Origin of the sequence: Rhodococcus sp. DN22, from assembly GCF_036669995.1 — a bacterium.
Taxonomy (GTDB): domain Bacteria; phylum Actinomycetota; class Actinomycetes; order Mycobacteriales; family Mycobacteriaceae; genus Rhodococcus_F; species Rhodococcus_F erythropolis.
In genome coordinates, this window is the sequence record NZ_CP133326.1 from 4,345,930 (window position 1) to 4,362,812 (window position 16,883).

Annotated in this window: 8 protein-coding genes and 3 rRNA genes; 4 read left to right on the top strand and 7 right to left on the bottom strand. The window is 58.7% G+C overall.

From position 1 onward, the window contains the following. Positions 1-53: 53 nt before the first annotated feature. Positions 54-959 carry a phosphodiesterase gene (locus RA302_RS19705; protein WP_081558138.1) on the bottom strand — a complete coding sequence of 302 codons (906 nt, stop codon included), beginning with the start codon at positions 957-959 and terminating at the stop codon, positions 54-56. Between the two features lie 204 nt (positions 960-1,163). Next, positions 1,164-2,063 (bottom strand): glycoside hydrolase family 16 protein, encoded by a 900-nt coding sequence (locus RA302_RS19710; RefSeq protein ID WP_322002015.1) that lies wholly within the window; start codon positions 2,061-2,063, stop codon positions 1,164-1,166. A gap of 419 nt (positions 2,064-2,482) precedes the next feature. Here RA302_RS19710 and RA302_RS19715 point away from each other — a divergent pair, with 419 nt between their 5' ends. Both RA302_RS19715 and RA302_RS19720 read left to right on the top strand, forming a co-directional pair. Further along, positions 2,483-3,856 carry a dicarboxylate/amino acid:cation symporter gene (locus RA302_RS19715; RefSeq protein ID WP_003940669.1) on the top strand — a complete coding sequence of 458 codons (1,374 nt, stop codon included), beginning with the start codon at positions 2,483-2,485 and terminating at the stop codon, positions 3,854-3,856. A gap of 171 nt (positions 3,857-4,027) precedes the next feature. After that, positions 4,028-4,387, top strand: a complete 360-nt coding sequence (locus tag RA302_RS19720; RefSeq protein ID WP_003940648.1) for an excalibur calcium-binding domain-containing protein — start codon at positions 4,028-4,030, stop codon at positions 4,385-4,387. 52 nt (positions 4,388-4,439) lie between these two features. On the opposite strand, the gene RA302_RS19725 is transcribed toward RA302_RS19720, so the two are convergent. After that, positions 4,440-5,558, bottom strand: a complete 1,119-nt coding sequence (locus tag RA302_RS19725) for an alpha/beta hydrolase family protein (protein ID WP_125051585.1) — start codon at positions 5,556-5,558, stop codon at positions 4,440-4,442. Between the two features lie 111 nt (positions 5,559-5,669). Between RA302_RS19725 and RA302_RS19730 the strand changes: the two genes are divergently transcribed. After that, a complete protein-coding gene (locus RA302_RS19730) occupies positions 5,670-8,852 on the top strand; it encodes a DEAD/DEAH box helicase (protein WP_338477648.1) in 3,183 nt (1,060 codons plus the stop codon). Between the two features lie 113 nt (positions 8,853-8,965). After that, positions 8,966-9,541: a TerD family protein gene (locus RA302_RS19735; RefSeq protein ID WP_003940660.1), complete on the top strand. Its 576-nt coding sequence runs from the start codon at positions 8,966-8,968 to the stop codon at positions 9,539-9,541. 81 nt (positions 9,542-9,622) lie between these two features. Here the strand turns inward: RA302_RS19735 and RA302_RS19740 are convergent, their stop codons facing one another. From RA302_RS19740 to RA302_RS19755, 4 genes are all read right to left on the bottom strand, one after another. Further along, a complete protein-coding gene (locus RA302_RS19740; protein WP_235808487.1) occupies positions 9,623-10,912 on the bottom strand; it encodes a plasmid pRiA4b ORF-3 family protein in 1,290 nt (429 codons plus the stop codon). A 515-nt stretch (positions 10,913-11,427) separates the two neighbouring features. Next, positions 11,428-11,544, bottom strand: a 5S ribosomal RNA gene (gene rrf, locus RA302_RS19745). 153 nt (positions 11,545-11,697) lie between these two features. Next, a 23S ribosomal RNA gene (locus RA302_RS19750) occupies positions 11,698-14,830 on the bottom strand. 346 nt (positions 14,831-15,176) lie between these two features. Further along, positions 15,177-16,694: ribosomal RNA gene (locus RA302_RS19755) — 16S ribosomal RNA — on the bottom strand. Together the 16S, 23S and 5S rRNA genes form the textbook arrangement of a ribosomal RNA operon. Between the last annotated feature and the right edge of the window lie 189 nt (positions 16,695-16,883).

Consider the following 16,883-nt stretch of genomic DNA (forward strand, 5'->3'; position numbering starts at 1 on the left):
CAGCCCGGCAATCGCCCAGAACTGCGCCGGAGTGCCGGAAACCGCCCGCCACCTCAGATGATCGAGCGTGCCGCCTTTTCGCTCTCGAGGATTCGAATACCGGCAGCGCTGAGCCTCCGGGCTCCCTCGGCCGCGTCGACAGGCTCACCGACCGTCACGTGCGCGCCGAGTGGAACGACCGAATGAACAATTGTCTCGTCGTACACGTGCACCAGGTTGCACCCCTGAGCCCCGTCGCGACCACGCTGCCCACCGACTTCCACGTTCAAGTCCTGGGTGTAACACGTCGACGACGCCACGGAAACCGGAATGCCGGCGAACGTCGCCGTCGTCGAATAGTGCAGATGCCCAGCAAGAATCGCCCGGACGTCGCTGCCACGCAAGACGTCTGCCAACCGGGACTGATCGCGCAACTCCACCAGAACCGCGAGATCCTGAATGCACGGAACCGGCGGATGATGCAGCGCCAGAATTGTTCCGTCGGGCGCGGGCACCGCCAATTCTGCGCGTAGCCAATCCAATTGACGATCCGAGATCTCACCGTAGTGATGACCGGGAACCGACGAATCCAGGGTGATCACCCGCAGTCCGTCAAGGTCGTAGACGTTGTCGACGGGATGATCGGTGGCGTCCTCGCCCAACAGCAGAGATCTGAAAGTAGAGCGGTCGTCGTGGTTGCCCATCGCCCAGATGACCTGCGCATCGATCTCGGCCGCCACGGGTTCCACGATGGCTTTCAATTCCGCGTATGCGTCGGGGTGTCCCTGGTCGGTCAGGTCGCCGGTGAATATCAGTGCATCCGGGCGTGCGCCCGAGGCCACGATCCCGCTGAGCACTTCCCGCAATCTCGTCGACGCATCCACGGCGTCGTACAACTCCCCCTGAGCCACCAGATGCGTGTCACTGAGGTGCACCAGGAAATGCTTCGGACGCGGGTACTCGGCATTCCGAACGCTCATCGGTCTCTCGCTTCCGCTTGCCGACGCGTAGGCGCCGGTGCGGCACCTACTGATCGTCGAGACTAGTCAACCGACCAACAGTGACTGATCGGGGCACGCCCGACGAACACGAAGCGAACTCGTGTTAGAAGGGCGTCCTGCCCACGAAAACGAGTCTGCTCAGAGACGCCGTCAGGTCGCTGCGTTGGTCGCATCGGCGATCGGTCACGCTCCGTCGACCAAGTCATAGGTGCGTACGTAATCAATATCCATTTTGGCAGGGAAGACAGTAGACGTATCGGGTGACCCTGGCCAGTCGCCTCCAACCGCGAGATTGAACAAAACGTACATCGGCCGATTGGGAACACCTGCGGAAGACAAGGCTTTTCTGGGGACGCCATCGACATACCAAATAAGCTTCCCTGGCTGCCAATCTACCGCGAAGGTATGCCATCCACCGCTCAACGGCATTCCGTTTGAAAACGAACTACCGGCTTGCTGGTGATTCCCAGCATCGTTCCAGTGCAGATTCATGTGTGTAGTAGATGTGTCGTGCCCAAGAATTTCCATGATATCGATCTCAGGAGGCCAACCATAGTCAGCCGACAGCATCCAGAATGCAGGCCAAAGACCCCGTCCTTCGGGTACACGAATTCGAGCCTCGATATATCCGTACAGCATCGTACGCTTTGCGGTATCCATCCATTGAGATCCCCCCGTCGATATCATCCCGGATCGGTAGGGAAAATTCTTAACCACGTCATTTCCTTGTGAATCTTCAACCACGCCGGTAGTGCTGGTATTCATTGCAGTAAGCGTGGCGTGGCCATTTCCAACGGAAACCTGGCTCGACTTGTACCATTCCAACTCATTGTTTCCAGCATTTGTGCACCCTTGATACTGGGCGTTGAACCAGTGGTAACACGTCGACCAACTGGAAGAATCTAGGCTAGAGCCGTTGAACTCCTCCGCAAGTGCGGGGACCCAATGCTTTCCTGAGGGAGGGGATGGTGGCGTCGCGATCGCTGACGGAGTGAAGAATCCAATCACAATCGCAACGGCCACCGCAATAGCGAACATGCGCGACACTAAACGAGCTTTTCCCATTCCGCGTATCAACTTCATCTCGACGAGAATACTGCAATCACGTTTGCATAGAAAGAGACAAATTCTTAATAGGACTTATCGATCAAAATATCGGACAATTTTCTTTTTCTCAACAAACCTCCGTACTCAATCTTACCAAAACAACACCTGACCACGGATCGGACGACGCTCCGGTCACATGCCCACAGCGGAGCACCCCACATTTACGAGGCGAACTCGCGGAGCGGACCCTGAGGGATTGATCGTTGAAGCTGCGCGTAGTGTGTGGACAGTGTTGTTCCTGACCAGTCGGCGTTACGTCGACCTTCGCCTGCAGGCGAGCGCAATGTGTACGCGCTCGCTCTGACCTGACGCGTACCAGGAAACATTTCTTCGAATCTGCCCGGCCTCTGGTGCCGCGCTGCGTTTCGCTCCCTTGATTTTCGAAAGGCATAGTCATGCCCAGCTCCACCTCCACCGGCGTGCCGGAAAAGTCCACGTCCCGTTTTCCGTCCTGGGCGACGGCATTCGGACCGCAGATCGTCGCCGGTCTCGTACTCGGTGTCATCATCGGTCTCGTCGCCCGGGCAATGCCTGATGCAGCCGACGGCAACGTCAACTGGTTGGTCGGCACCGTGCAGACCATCGGTTCGAGTTACGTCAAGCTGCTCACCGTTGCGGTGATCCCGCTGGTGTTCACCGCCATTGTCAGCTCCATCGCCAACCTGCGCCAGGTCGCCAATGCAGCTCGCCTGGCCGTACAGACCTTGCTCTGGTTCGCGATCACCGCTTTCATCGCTGTGATCATCGGCATCATCGTCGGCCTGATCACCGATCCCGGTTCACGGACCGACGTCGCCGCCGAAGCAGCGAAGGAACCCAAGAGTTCCGGCTCGTGGTGGGCGTTCATCACCGGACTGGTTCCGAACAACTTCCTGGGGTTGGGTGCAAAGACTTCCGTCGCCGAAGGCGTGGCGACTACATCGCTGAGCTTCAACGTCCTGCAGCTGCTCGTCATCGCCGGTGCAATCGGTATTGCTGCACTCAAGATCGGTCCCAAGGCTGCGCCGTTCCTCGAGTTCAACGCTTCGCTGCTCGCGATCGTACAGAAGGTCCTGTGGTGGATCATCCGCCTCGCCCCGATCGGCACCGCCGCGCTGATCGCCAACGCTGTCGCCACCTACGGCTGGGATGCAATCGGCTCGCTGGGCGTCTTCACCGCCGCCATCTACATCGGTCTGGCCATTGTCTTCTTCGTGGTCTACCCCATCCTGATTGCCGCACACGGTCTCTCGGTTCGAAGCTTCTTCTCCGGTGTCTGGCCCGCAACTCAGCTCGGGTTCGTCTCGCGCTCGTCGATCGGCACCCTGCCGCTGACCGAACGCGTCACCGAACGCAACCTCGGTGTTCCGCGTGAGTACGCCTCGTTCGCCGTTCCGCTCGGTGCCACCACGAAGATGGACGGTTGCGCCGCAATCTATCCCGCGATCGCGGCAATCTTCGTCGCCGGCTTCTACGACGTTCCGCTGACCTTCACCGATTACCTGCTGATCGTCGTCGTTTCGGTCATCGGCTCGGCAGCAACGGCCGGAACTACGGGTGCGACAGTCATGCTCACACTCACACTCTCCACCCTGGGTCTTCCCCTTGCCGGCGTCGGACTGCTCCTCGCAGTCGAACCGATCGTCGACATGGGCCGTACCGCAGTCAACGTCACCGGCCAGGCACTGGTCCCGGTCATCGTCGCAAAGCGTGAGGGAATCCTCGACAAGGAGCGCTTCGACGCTCCCCGCAACGGTGATCCCTTCGCCGAGGAACTTGTCGACGCGTAACCCTCGATGACTACAGCAGCGTCCCCGCACCTGAGCAATACGGTGCGGGACGCTGCCTTTCACCCCAGATTTCACCCTTACCGAAATAAACCATTTGGTCGTTATGACCAGTATGCTCAGCCGGCACAGCCCTCAGAAGTGGAAGGGCTGCCCAGTTGAACACGAGGTCACATGAAGCTCCGCCGTCTGGCATTCAGCGTCGCAGGTTGCGCCGCAATCACTCTGGTTGCCGCACCCGCCGCTCAGGCATCCACGGTTTTCGATTTCCTACCGATCGAGATCGCACGCATGATTCCGACTGGCTCTGCCGACGCAGTCCAGCCGTTCCTTCCCCCGGTCTTCGCACCGCCGGCGCCGCCCGCTCCGCAAGCGCCCCAGAACCAGCCGGCGCCGCAGAACACTCCCGCACCAGCGCGGTACTACCAGAACTGCACAGCCGTTCGTAATGCCGGCGCAGCTCCGTTGTACCGGGGCCAGAACGGATACGCCCCGCATCTCGACCGGGACAACGACGGCATCGCCTGCGAGTGATCCAACGCTCGGGTTGTGGTGCATCCACAACCCGAGCACTGTTGTCGAACCGTCAGACGCCCAATGCCCGGGACAGAGTCGGCCACGCCTTCGGCAGTCGTTCACGCCAATACGCCCACGCGTGCGTGCCGTTCGGCTCGTAATCCACCTGCGCCGGAATCTTCAGCTCCTGCAACCGAGCGTCGAACATCTTGGTGCAGGCGTGGGCGGCAACCTCGATGCCGCCGCCGATCACCAGACGCTCGAGCAGTTCAGGAGTCTGCAGCGTCTCGTCAGATCCGGGACGACCGTTTGCAGTCGACACGTAGATTTCCTTGCCACGCAACTTCTCTGCGTTGATCAACGAATCGTGTGCCTCCCACTCCGGTCCCCCTGGCACACCCCAGATGTTGGCCGGATCTCCGCTTCGAGACGATATCGTGGCCTGGACGGCAGTTCGGCCGAGCGGATCCATCGTGGAATAGCAGCCGCTGAATACGGCAACGCCGCGGTACATGTCCGGAAAGCGTTGGGCGAGCATCATTGCGCCCATCGCGCCCATGGAATTGCCGGCAATCGCGTTGATTCCGTTGGTCTCGAGTCGCGCGTCGATCAGCGGTGGCAACTCCTCGGTGATGAAGGTTTCCCACTTGTGCAGTCCCAGCCGCGGATCCGGATTCTCCCAGTCCGAGTACAGGCTCGCGATTCCGCCATTGAGCATCACGACGTTGACGTTCTTGTCGGCGAAGAACGCCGGGGCGCCGCCGATCGTCATCCATCCGCTGCTTTTCTCTCCGGCGTCGACACCCTCGAGCATGTACAGCGCTGGGCGCGGAACCGAATTGTCAGCGGGTAGCAAGATCTCGACGCCGACCTCGCGTCGAAGTGCAGGCGACGCCACCGTCAGCCTGACAGCCTGCGGTGCGGTCACCTTCTCGCCGACGATGGCCGGGACGACGATGTCGTCGCGCAGCTCCGGCTTGGGGCCCGGATCCTCCTGAAGCGGTCCTGGGATCGTCGACCCCGAACTCACGCTGCCCTCGACGCTGCCCAGACTTCCCGAGCTTCCCGAGCTCCCGGAACTCGGCGCTGCCGTCGACAGTCCGCCCAACTGCAAAGAAAGTGCACAGACGGCCAAACACACCGCACCTGTGCGCGCAGATCGGATCCACGCACGCCGCTCAGTCCTCATGAAACTCCCAAACCAGTCAAAGATGTTTCCGTGAACATACCGTGCAGTTCGGACTTTCTTGGACAAACGACCACGACAAGATCTGTCGGTCACCGCTACTAGGCTGGCCCCGTGCAACCGGATTCAGTCAGGGCCCTCGACCTCGACCGAATTCGCGCTGTCGTGGGCACAACCACCTACGAACGCGGACTTACCTACCTGCGGCAGAATGCAGTCGAATCCATCGCATGGAACGACACCGCTGACACCTTGACCGGCGCTGTATCGGGAACTGCGCGAGAGCCGTACACCTGCACGATTTCGGTAAGTCGCAGCGCGGCCGGTAAAGCAACGTTCACGCGTGGCCTCTGCACGTGTCCCGTGCGGATGAACTGCAAGCACGTAGTCGCGTTGGTGCTCGCAGCGGTGGCCGAGGCGAACAAGACTCCACAACACCTCGGATGGGACAGCGCGCTCGAGGAGTTGCTCCGACCAGACCCCGACGGCCGCACAACTCCCGGACTCGGCATTCAATTCATCGCGCGAACCAAAGGCGCATCGACACGGCTCCTCGTCAAACCAGTGCAACCAGGAGCGAGAGGGTGGATCTCCGGCGGACTCGCCTGGAACAAACTCGGAAGCACTTTTCAGTTCCCTGCCGACCACATCCGGGTTCTACGCGACATTCATCTCCTCCACAGCGCCGGCAACCATTACCGAAATCAGAATGCAGCGGAGATCGATCTTGCCGGGTTTCCGAGCCCGCAACTCTGGTCGCTTCTTGATGAGGCGATCAGCGTCGGCGTTTCACTCGTTCACTCGAAGGCCGGCCTCGGCAACATCTCCCTACTCGACGACGCCAACATCTGCCTCGACGTCCACGGAGCGGAAGACAACAACCTCCGTCTCACTCCCCGAATTCAGACCGATGGGCACATCATCACCCATTCCGACTGGGGACTTGTCGGTACACCGGCACATGGTGTCTTCGCGCTCGACGCCGCCAACGCGATCACTCTCGCACCACTGCACACGCCGATAACTCACCAATTGAGGCAGTTGATCGACTCCGGAAAATCGGTCGACATACCCGCCGAGCATCGGGATGCATTCACGTCGCGGTTCGTGTTCAAACTCGGAAACCTCGCTCCCGTCATATCTTCCGACGGTGCTTACAACCCACCGACTGTGTCCGGTCCTCGGCTACAACTGATGGCCACTTACGCGGACAACCACCGCATCGACATCGAATCGGCATGGAAGTACACCGTCGATGCCGACGAACTGATCATTTCTACCGCAGACACAACCACCGACGAGTCCGAGATCCGCAACCACGTTGCCGAAGATGCCATTGCCAAGAGCCTCGGTGCGGCCGCGGCGAAGGCCACTCTCGCGGGAACTTTGACCGGCCTCGATTCCATGCAGTTCACACTCGACCTCCTGCCCCAACTCGAAGCGCACGACGCCATCGACCTCACGGTTGCAGGAACCCCCGCCGACTACCGGCCTGCAGACGACGCTGTCGTGATCGGCCTCAGCACATCAGCCCCCGACGGGGACAGCGGATCCGACTGGTTCGACCTCGATGTCACCGTCGATGTTGCGGGACAAAGCGTTCCGTTCACAACACTGTTCTCTGCTCTGAGCAAGGGCGAGACTCACATACTGCTACCGGACGGCGCCTTCTTTCGGCTCGACGCACCTGAACTACTCGGCCTGCACCGTCTCATCACCGAAGCGCGGTCGCTACTCGATCGGCCTACCGGCAAACTCGGGATCAGCAAATTTCAGGCCGGACTGTGGGAAGAATTGACGGCGCTCGGAAGGGTCGAACATCAAGCAGCAGCTTGGAAGAAGCAGATCGCAGGATTGCTCGGCAGTTCGGGCATCGATCCCGTCGAAGTCCCGGACACGTTGACGGCAACGCTACGTCCCTATCAGGTCGACGGATTCCGTTGGCTCAATTTCCTCCGACTGCACAACTTGGGCGGCATACTCGCCGACGACATGGGCCTGGGCAAGACCCTGCAGACCCTCGCAATGATCTGCGCTGCAAGGCAATCGAATCCGGCCGCGCCTCCCTTTCTGATCGTCGCTCCCACCAGCGTGGTCTCCAACTGGAAGTCCGAAGTGGCGAAGTTCGCACCGACCCTCCACACCGCTGTCATCACGGATACTCTGCGGCGCAGAAGAACCGACCTGGCAACACTCGTCGACGGGGCGGATATCGTCGTGACGTCGTACGCTCTCTTTCGCCTCGACACCGATGCGTATTCCGCCGGCCGCTGGTCCGGACTGGTGCTCGACGAAGCCCAATTCGCCAAGAACCACAAGTCCAAGGTCCACCAGTGCGCGAGGGCGGTGAACGCACCGTTCAAACTCGCGATCACCGGTACACCCATGGAAAACAATCTCATGGAGTTGTGGTCGCTCCTCGCAATCACTGCACCAGGACTGTTTCCCAGCCCCACGACCTTCACCGACGTCTACCGCACTCCCATCGAAAAAGACGGTAATGCAGAACGATTGGCGCAACTGCGACGACGCGTCAAACCGCTGATGGTGCGGCGCACCAAGGAACAGGTGGCTGCGGACTTGCCGCCCAAGCAGGAGCAGGTACTCGAGATCGAGTTGCATCCGAGCCATCGCGCGATATACGACACCCACCTGCAACGCGAACGGCAGAAGATTCTCGGACTGCTCGACGACGTCGACAAGAACCGATTCACGATCCTGCAATCGCTGACGCTGCTACGCCAACTCAGTCTCGACGTCTCGCTGGTCGACGAGGAAAGCGGACCCGTCCCATCGGCCAAGGTCGACGCTCTCGTCGAGCAATTGGACGACGTCATTGCCGGCGGACACCGTGCGTTGATCTTCAGCCAATTCACCGGGTTCCTCGGTTCTGTCCGCAACCGACTCGACGAGGAAAGAATTCCGTACAGCTATCTCGACGGTTCGACGCGCAATCGCGGTGAAGTGTTGGAGGAGTTCAAGTCTGGTGCAGTCCCCGTCTTCCTGATCAGCCTCAAGGCTGGTGGCTTCGGCCTCAATCTCACCGAGGCCGACTACTGCTTCATTCTCGACCCCTGGTGGAACCCGGCCGCCGAGGCACAAGCGGTCGACCGTACTCACCGCATCGGGCAGACACGAAACGTCATGGTCTACCGCCTCATTGCCAAAGACACCATCGAAGAGAAGGTCATGGCGCTCAAAGCCAAGAAGTCGGCATTGTTCTCGAATGTCATGGACGCCGAAGGCACACTGGGCACCGGACTCGACGCCGAGGATCTTCGCGCGCTGTTCGAGTGAGGTGCCTATTCGGTCGAACCGCACCTACCCGCTCACGGTAATGTGAGTCGCGAACGGACAACACAGAACTCCCGAACGAAGAAATCCACTTCGTTCGAACGAGAGGAACCTGAATGGGCGTCACACTTGCCAAGGGCGGCAACGTATCTCTGTCGAAGGCCGCACCCAATCTGACCAAGGTCGCAGTCGGTCTCGGCTGGGATGCACGCAGCACCAGTGGTGCCGACTTCGACCTCGACGCCAGCGCGTTGGTCACCGGCCCGGAACGCAAGGTCCTTTCCGACCTTCACTTCGTCTTCTACAACAACCTTCGCTCGCCCGACGGATCCATCGAGCACACCGGCGACAACCTCACCGGTGAAGGTGACGGCGACGACGAGGTCATCAACGTCGACCTCCCGGCTGTACCGCCCAACGTCACCAACATCTTCTTCCCCGTCTCGATTCACGACGCCGATGCGCGACTCCAGTCCTTCGGACAGGTCACCAACGCCTACATCCGCGTCGTAGATCTGTCGAACGGCTCCGAACTGGCACGCTACGACCTCTCCGAAGATGCATCCACCGAGACAGCCATGCTTTTCGGTGAGCTCTACCGCCACAATGGCGAATGGAAGTTCCGTGCAGTCGGACAGGGATACGCATCGGGACTGGCCGGAATCGCCCGCGACTACGGCGTGAACATCTGATCTCTATCGGTACACGAAACGGGGTTCGATTCGGCATTGCCGGATCGAACCCCGTTTCGGTTGTCTGCGTCGACGCGCGAGTTAACGCCGCAAGATCGCCCTCGCGAGGTGAACAGCCCAGGGCGAGTCCGCTTTGCTGCCGAACTTCCCCAGCTCGTACCCCGTAGCGCCGATCAATCCGAGCACCTCTACGGTGCTCCCTGACGTGTCACGTCTGGGAGTCTGAGCCCCAGCCATCAGGATGCTCGACGACCGAATCGACTCCAGCGCTCCCGCGACGAAACGATGACGATCCGCCGGCGACATGCCGGCGGCTACGGCAAGGAGGACAAGGAGTTCCACCGCTCTCTGCGAGCCGCCGGGCGCAACCGGAACTCCCTCGACGATCACCGACCACGTCATTGACGCGTCCCGCTCTGCCGACTGTCCCCGCTTCGTCAGAACAATCTGCCCTTTGTGCTTTCGCACCAGGCCGAACTTCTTGAGCACTGCGAAGAGTGATCGCCCTTGTGGAAGGTTTACAGGTCCCAGTTCAGGTTCGTCGAGCATCGCGTCGACCGTCGTGAAGAAATCATCGGCACCGATCCCTTCGACACCGATCAGAGCCAGAACCGCTTGAATGCGTTGGCCCGCCTCGACGTGGACCAACTCCCCGATTGCCGACTGATCGTCAATGCCTGCTCGGGCGAGGACCGCGTGCAGTTCCGGGACTCGCGAGGGTCCCAGGCATTCGACGAGCTTCGCAATGTCGTACGACGCAGCGATCTCGTCCGGTCTAGGACTATGCAGTCGATTATTGACCTCAGCGATCTCGAATCGTGTCGGCTCGAAATCAGTTTGTGGCCATTCGAGGGTCCATTCATGGGAGCGCAGCTTCTCCGAAGCGAGAACACCGAGGAGCTGCTCGTACTCGTCAGGTCCGACGCATTCCTCCGGCGGACAAGCACCGCGACCCGCGGCACACACAACTTGGAACCCGTCGGGCAGTACTTCGGAAGATTCAAGTGTCAGCGTGTGGCGCCAGTTCCCGAAGCGTCCGTAGCGATAACTGATTTCATCGCCAGGCGAGACCATGACCTCGTCCAGGCGTACCGCGGACTCTACGATCGCCGCTCGGCCGGCGCGACGCTGCTCGGCGTTGCTTCCGGAAGCTACGTACTCTTCGACCTCGCCGGGAAATCGGCTGCCGGACTTGGACCACGCGTGCGATTGACGGTCACTCCACCCCATTGCCCGTTGAACCACCGAATGCAGGTCATCCAGATTCAGATCCGACGCGACGAGGATTCGTCGCCAGATCTGAGTGGAAACATTGTCGACACTGATACGTATCGCGTATTGCGCCGGTACCGCGCGCCTCTTCGAACGCAACGATCGCGCAATCTGAATGCCCCCACGCCCTCCGCCAGCTTCTAGTACAAACCTTTGCAGTTCTTCAGGTTCCGTCGGAACGAGTCGCAAATGCGACACCCTCGAGCTGCTCAACCCCACCATGAGACTCAGCCTAGGCCAAAGTGCTAGGGACGAAGGCACAAAATCGGAGAGTACTTCGGACTTATGAGACGGTTCACAATCTATACCTTGGCTAACAAGTCGCTATGTGCGTCGGCGACGGCATCGTCCTCGCCCAATCCCTGCCCTGATGGTGTGAACGTACCGTTCCCCTCGCCTAAGAGGGTGAGCGTGTCGTTCACTCGATCCCGGACGGGGTGGTGAGTCGGCGGCGTGTCCGCCCTTGATGGTGCGAACGGTACGTTCGGTCGATCTGAGGCGACGACAGTGCCGTTCGCTCGAAGTCGGGGGGTGCCGGCGACGGGATGTTTCGGGGTGTTTTGGGTACGAGAAAGCCCCCCAACCATCACTGGTTGGGGGGCTTCTCAAGTTGTGTTCGGCGGTGTCCTACTCTCCCACACCCTGTCGAGTGCAGTACCATCGGCGCTGAAGGGCTTAGCTTCCGGGTTCGGAATGGGACCGGGCGTTTCCCCTTCGCTATGACCGCCGTAACTCTATGAAACTGTCACAGTAACCTTCTTCTGATCACCTGGTTTCACCACCCGTCAACACCAGTTTCTGGTGTTGGGGGATGGAGAAAACAGGGTTTCTCATCAGTATCTGTGTGTTGTTTCAGATACCGCACAGTGGACGCGTAGCTTCTTTGTGGTAAGTCCTCGGCCTATTAGTACCAGTCACCTGCATGCATTACTGCACTTCCAGTTCTGGCCTATCAACCCGGTGGTCTGCCGGGGGCCTTACCCCCTCGAGGGGGTGAGAAACCTCATCTTGGAACAGGCTTCCCGCTTAGATGCTTTCAGCGGTTATCCCTTCCGAACGTAGCTAACCAGCGGTGCTCCTGGCGGAACAACTGGCACACCAGAGGTTCGTCCGTCCCGGTCCTCTCGTACTAGGGACAGCCTTCCTCAAGTTTCTAACGCGCGCGGCGGATAGAGACCGAACTGTCTCACGACGTTCTAAACCCAGCTCGCGTGCCGCTTTAATGGGCGAACAGCCCAACCCTTGGGACCTACTCCAGCCCCAGGATGCGACGAGCCGACATCGAGGTGCCAAACCATCCCGTCGATATGGACTCTTGGGGAAGATCAGCCTGTTATCCCCGGGGTACCTTTTATCCGTTGAGCGACACCGCTTCCACTTGCCGGTGCCGGATCACTAGTCCCGACTTTCGTCCCTGCTCGACCTGTCAGTCTCACAGTCAAGCTCCCTTGTGCACTTGCACTCGACACCTGATTGCCAACCAGGCTGAGGGAACCTTTGGGCGCCTCCGTTACATTTTGGGAGGCAACCGCCCCAGTTAAACTACCCACCAGGCACTGTCCCTGAACCAGATCATGGTCCGAGGTTAGAGGTCCAATTCGATCAGAGTGGTATTTCAACAACGACTCCACGATAACTTGCGTCACCGTTTCACAGTCTCCCACCTATCCTACACAAACCGAACCGAACACCAATACCAAGCTGTAGTGAAGGTCCCGGGGTCTTTTCGTCCTGCCGCGCGTAACGAGCATCTTTACTCGTAATGCAATTTCGCCGAGTCTACGGTTGAGACAGCTGAGAAGTCGTTACGCCATTCGTGCAGGTCGGAACTTACCCGACAAGGAATTTCGCTACCTTAGGATGGTTATAGTTACCACCGCCGTTTACTGGGGCTTAAATTCTCAGCTTCGCTCCGAAGAACTAACCGGTCCTCTTAACCTTCCAGCACCGGGCAGGCGTCAGTCCGTATACATCGTCTTACGACTTCGCACGGACCTGTGTTTTTAGTAAACAGTCGCTTCTCACTGGTCTCTGCGGCCCCACCCAGCTCAGACAGTAAATGTCGTCACCAGACAGGGCCCCCCTTCTCCCGAAGTTACGGGGGCATTTTGCCGAGTTCCTTAACCATAGTTATCTCGATCGCCTTAGTATTCTCTACCTGACCACCTGTGTCGGTTTGGGGTACGGGCCGTGTGAAAGCTCGCTAGAGGCTTTTCTCGGCAGCATAGGATCACTGAATTCGCCTCAATCGGCTACGCATCACGTCTCAGGCTATGTGCGACCCGGATTTGCCTAGGTCACGCCCTACACGCTTACACCAGTATTACCACTGACTGGCTCAGCTACCTTCCTGCGTCACCCCATCGCTTGGCTACTACCAGATCAGGTCCCATGCATCCACCAACTCGAGACCCGAAGGTCTTCTCGTGGCTTCAGGATGGTTAGTATCACTGATTCACCATGGGCGCGTTCACACGGGTACGGGAATATCAACCCGTTGTCCATCGGCTACGCCTGTCGGCCTCGTCTTAGGTCCCGACTCACCCTGGGCGGATTAACCTGGCCCAGGAACCCTTGGTCATTCGGCGGACGAGTTTCTCACTCGTCTTTCGCTACTCATGCCTGCATTCTCACTCGTGTGGCCTCCACGGCTAGGTCACCCTGCCGCTTCCATGGCCACACGACGCTCCCCTACCCATCCACACACCTGCCCAACACTCCGCAGAGTGAAGGGGGGCTATTGCGTGAATGCCGCAGCTTCGGTGGTGTACTTGAGCCCCGCTACATTGTCGGCGCAGGATCACTTGACCAGTGAGCTATTACGCACTCTTTCAAGGGTGGCTGCTTCTAAGCCAACCTCCTGGTTGTCTTCGCGACCCCACATCCTTTTCCACTTAGTACACGCTTAGGGACCTTAGCTGGCGATCTGGGCTGTTTCCCTCTCGACTACGAACCTTATCGCCCGCAGTCTCACTGCCGCGCTCTCACTCACCGGCATTCGGAGTTTGGCTGATTTCGGTAAGCTTGTGGGCCCCCTAGACCATCCAGTAGCTCTACCTCCGGTGAGAAACACGCGACGCTGCACCTAAATGCATTTCGGGGAGAACCAGCTATCACGGAGTTTGATTGGCCTTTCACCCCTACCCACAACTCATCCCCTCAGTTTTCAACCTAAGTGGGTTCGGTCCTCCACGACGTCTTACCGTCGCTTCAACCTGGCCATGGGTAGATCACTCCGCTTCGGGTCTAGAGCATGCCACTACGATCGCCCTATTCGGACTCGCTTTCGCTACGGCTACCCCACACGGGTTAACCTCGCGACATGCCACTAACTCGCAGGCTCATTCTTCAAAAGGCACGCCATCACCCCCAGCAGTAAACTGCTCGAAGGCTCTGACGGATTGTAAGCGCACGGTTTCAGGTACTATTTCACTCCCCTCCCGGGGTACTTTTCACCTTTCCCTCACGGTACTAGTCCGCTATCGGTCACCAGGGAGTATTCAGGCTTATCGGGTGGTCCCGACAGATTCACACCAGATTTCACGGGCCCGGTGCTACTTGGGTTTCCATTACAACAGTCACAAAGTTTTCGTGTACGGGATTCTCACCCTCTACGACAGGCCGTTCCAGACCACTTCCACTAACCCTGTGATTTCTTACTGTTGGCCAACACGGCAGTATTGACAAAATGAACCCCACAACCCCACGAATGCAACACCTGCCGGCTATCACACACCCATGGTTTAGCCTCTTCCGCTTTCGCTCGCCACTACTCACGGAATCACGGTTGTTTTCTCTTCCTGTGGGTACTGAGATGTTTCACTTCCCCACGTTCCCTCCACACGCCCTATATATTCAGGCGCGGGTAACACGACATCACTCGTGCTGGGTTTCCCCATTCGGACATCCTCGGATCACAGCTCGGTTGACAGCTCCCCGAGGCTTATCGCAGCCTCCTACGTCCTTCATCGGCTCCTGGTGCCAAGGCATCCACCGTACGCTCTTCATTACTTACAACAAAGATGCTCGCGTCCACTGTGCAGTTCTCAAACAACACACAACCCCAGAACTCCCGTGAGCACCAGCCGAAGAAAACACTGACCGAAATCAATGCAACTCCGCGGTATGACCCACATTCCAGTGTTGTCGTTACTTCCTTCGAGGAAACACTCGCGTGTTCTCTCAGGACCCAACAGTATGTCGATATATTGTTCGTCGGTTTCCCACAGAGGAGAAACCGTACGACAATCAAGTTTGTCAGCGATCCACCCATGAGCAACCGCCGGACAACATCGTGTCCGAAACGGTCTCTGCCAACCAGTAATTCACCTGTGTGAACCCTGACATTGGAGAAGCTCCTTAGAAAGGAGGTGATCCAGCCGCACCTTCCGGTACGGCTACCTTGTTACGACTTCGTCCCAATCGCCGATCCCACCTTCGACGGCTCCCTCCCACAAGGGGTTAAGCCACCGGCTTCGGGTGTTACCGACTTTCATGACGTGACGGGCGGTGTGTACAAGGCCCGGGAACGTATTCACCGCAGCGTTGCTGATCTGCGATTACTAGCGACTCCGACTTCACGGGGTCGAGTTGCAGACCCCGATCCGAACTGAGACCAGCTTTAAGGGATTCGCTCCACCTCACGGTCTCGCAGCCCTCTGTACTGGCCATTGTAGCATGTGTGAAGCCCTGGACATAAGGGGCATGATGACTTGACGTCGTCCCCACCTTCCTCCGAGTTGACCCCGGCAGTCTCTTACGAGTCCCCACCATAACGTGCTGGCAACATAAGATAGGGGTTGCGCTCGTTGCGGGACTTAACCCAACATCTCACGACACGAGCTGACGACAGCCATGCACCACCTGTATACCGACCACAAGGGGGGCCACATCTCTGCAGCTTTCCGGTATATGTCAAACCCAGGTAAGGTTCTTCGCGTTGCATCGAATTAATCCACATGCTCCGCCGCTTGTGCGGGCCCCCGTCAATTCCTTTGAGTTTTAGCCTTGCGGCCGTACTCCCCAGGCGGGGCGCTTAATGCGTTAGCTACGGCACGGATTCCGTGGAAGGAACCCACACCTAGCGCCCACCGTTTACGGCGTGGACTACCAGGGTATCTAATCCTGTTCGCTACCCACGCTTTCGTTCCTCAGCGTCAGTTACTGCCCAGAGACCCGCCTTCGCCACCGGTGTTCCTCCTGATATCTGCGCATTTCACCGCTACACCAGGAATTCCAGTCTCCCCTGCAGTACTCAAGTCTGCCCGTATCGCCTGCAAGCCAGCAGTTGAGCTGCTGGTTTTCACAAACGACGCGACAAACCGCCTACGAACTCTTTACGCCCAGTAATTCCGGACAACGCTTGCACCCTACGTATTACCGCGGCTGCTGGCACGTAGTTAGCCGGTGCTTCTTCTGCAGGTACCGTCACTTGCGCTTCGTCCCTGCTGAAAGAGGTTTACAACCCGAAGGCCGTCATCCCTCACGCGGCGTCGCTGCATCAGGCTTTCGCCCATTGTGCAATATTCCCCACTGCTGCCTCCCGTAGGAGTCTGGGCCGTGTCTCAGTCCCAGTGTGGCCGGTCACCCTCTCAGGTCGGCTACCCGTCGTCGCCTTGGTAGGCCATTACCCCACCAACAAGCTGATAGGCCGCGGGCCCATCCTGCACCGATAAATCTTTCCACCACCCACCATGCGATAGGAGGTCATATCCGGTATTAGACCCAGTTTCCCAGGCTTATCCCGAAGTGCAGGGCAGATCACCCACGTGTTACTCACCCGTTCGCCGCTCGTGTACCCCGAAAGGCCTTACCGCTCGACTTGCATGTGTTAAGCACGCCGCCAGCGTTCGTCCTGAGCCAGGATCAAACTCTCCGTTGAAGACTCTAGATATCACCAACCCGAAGGCCGGCTAATCAGTCATAGACAAAAAGAGTCAAATCACTAGCAAAAAAACTCAACTAGCAAAAAATGTGTCGGCAACCATTCAGACGGAAGAATGAACAATCACCGACGAAAAATACTCACACCACACACAAACCAACCAAACCCCAAGAGGCGGTTGATCAT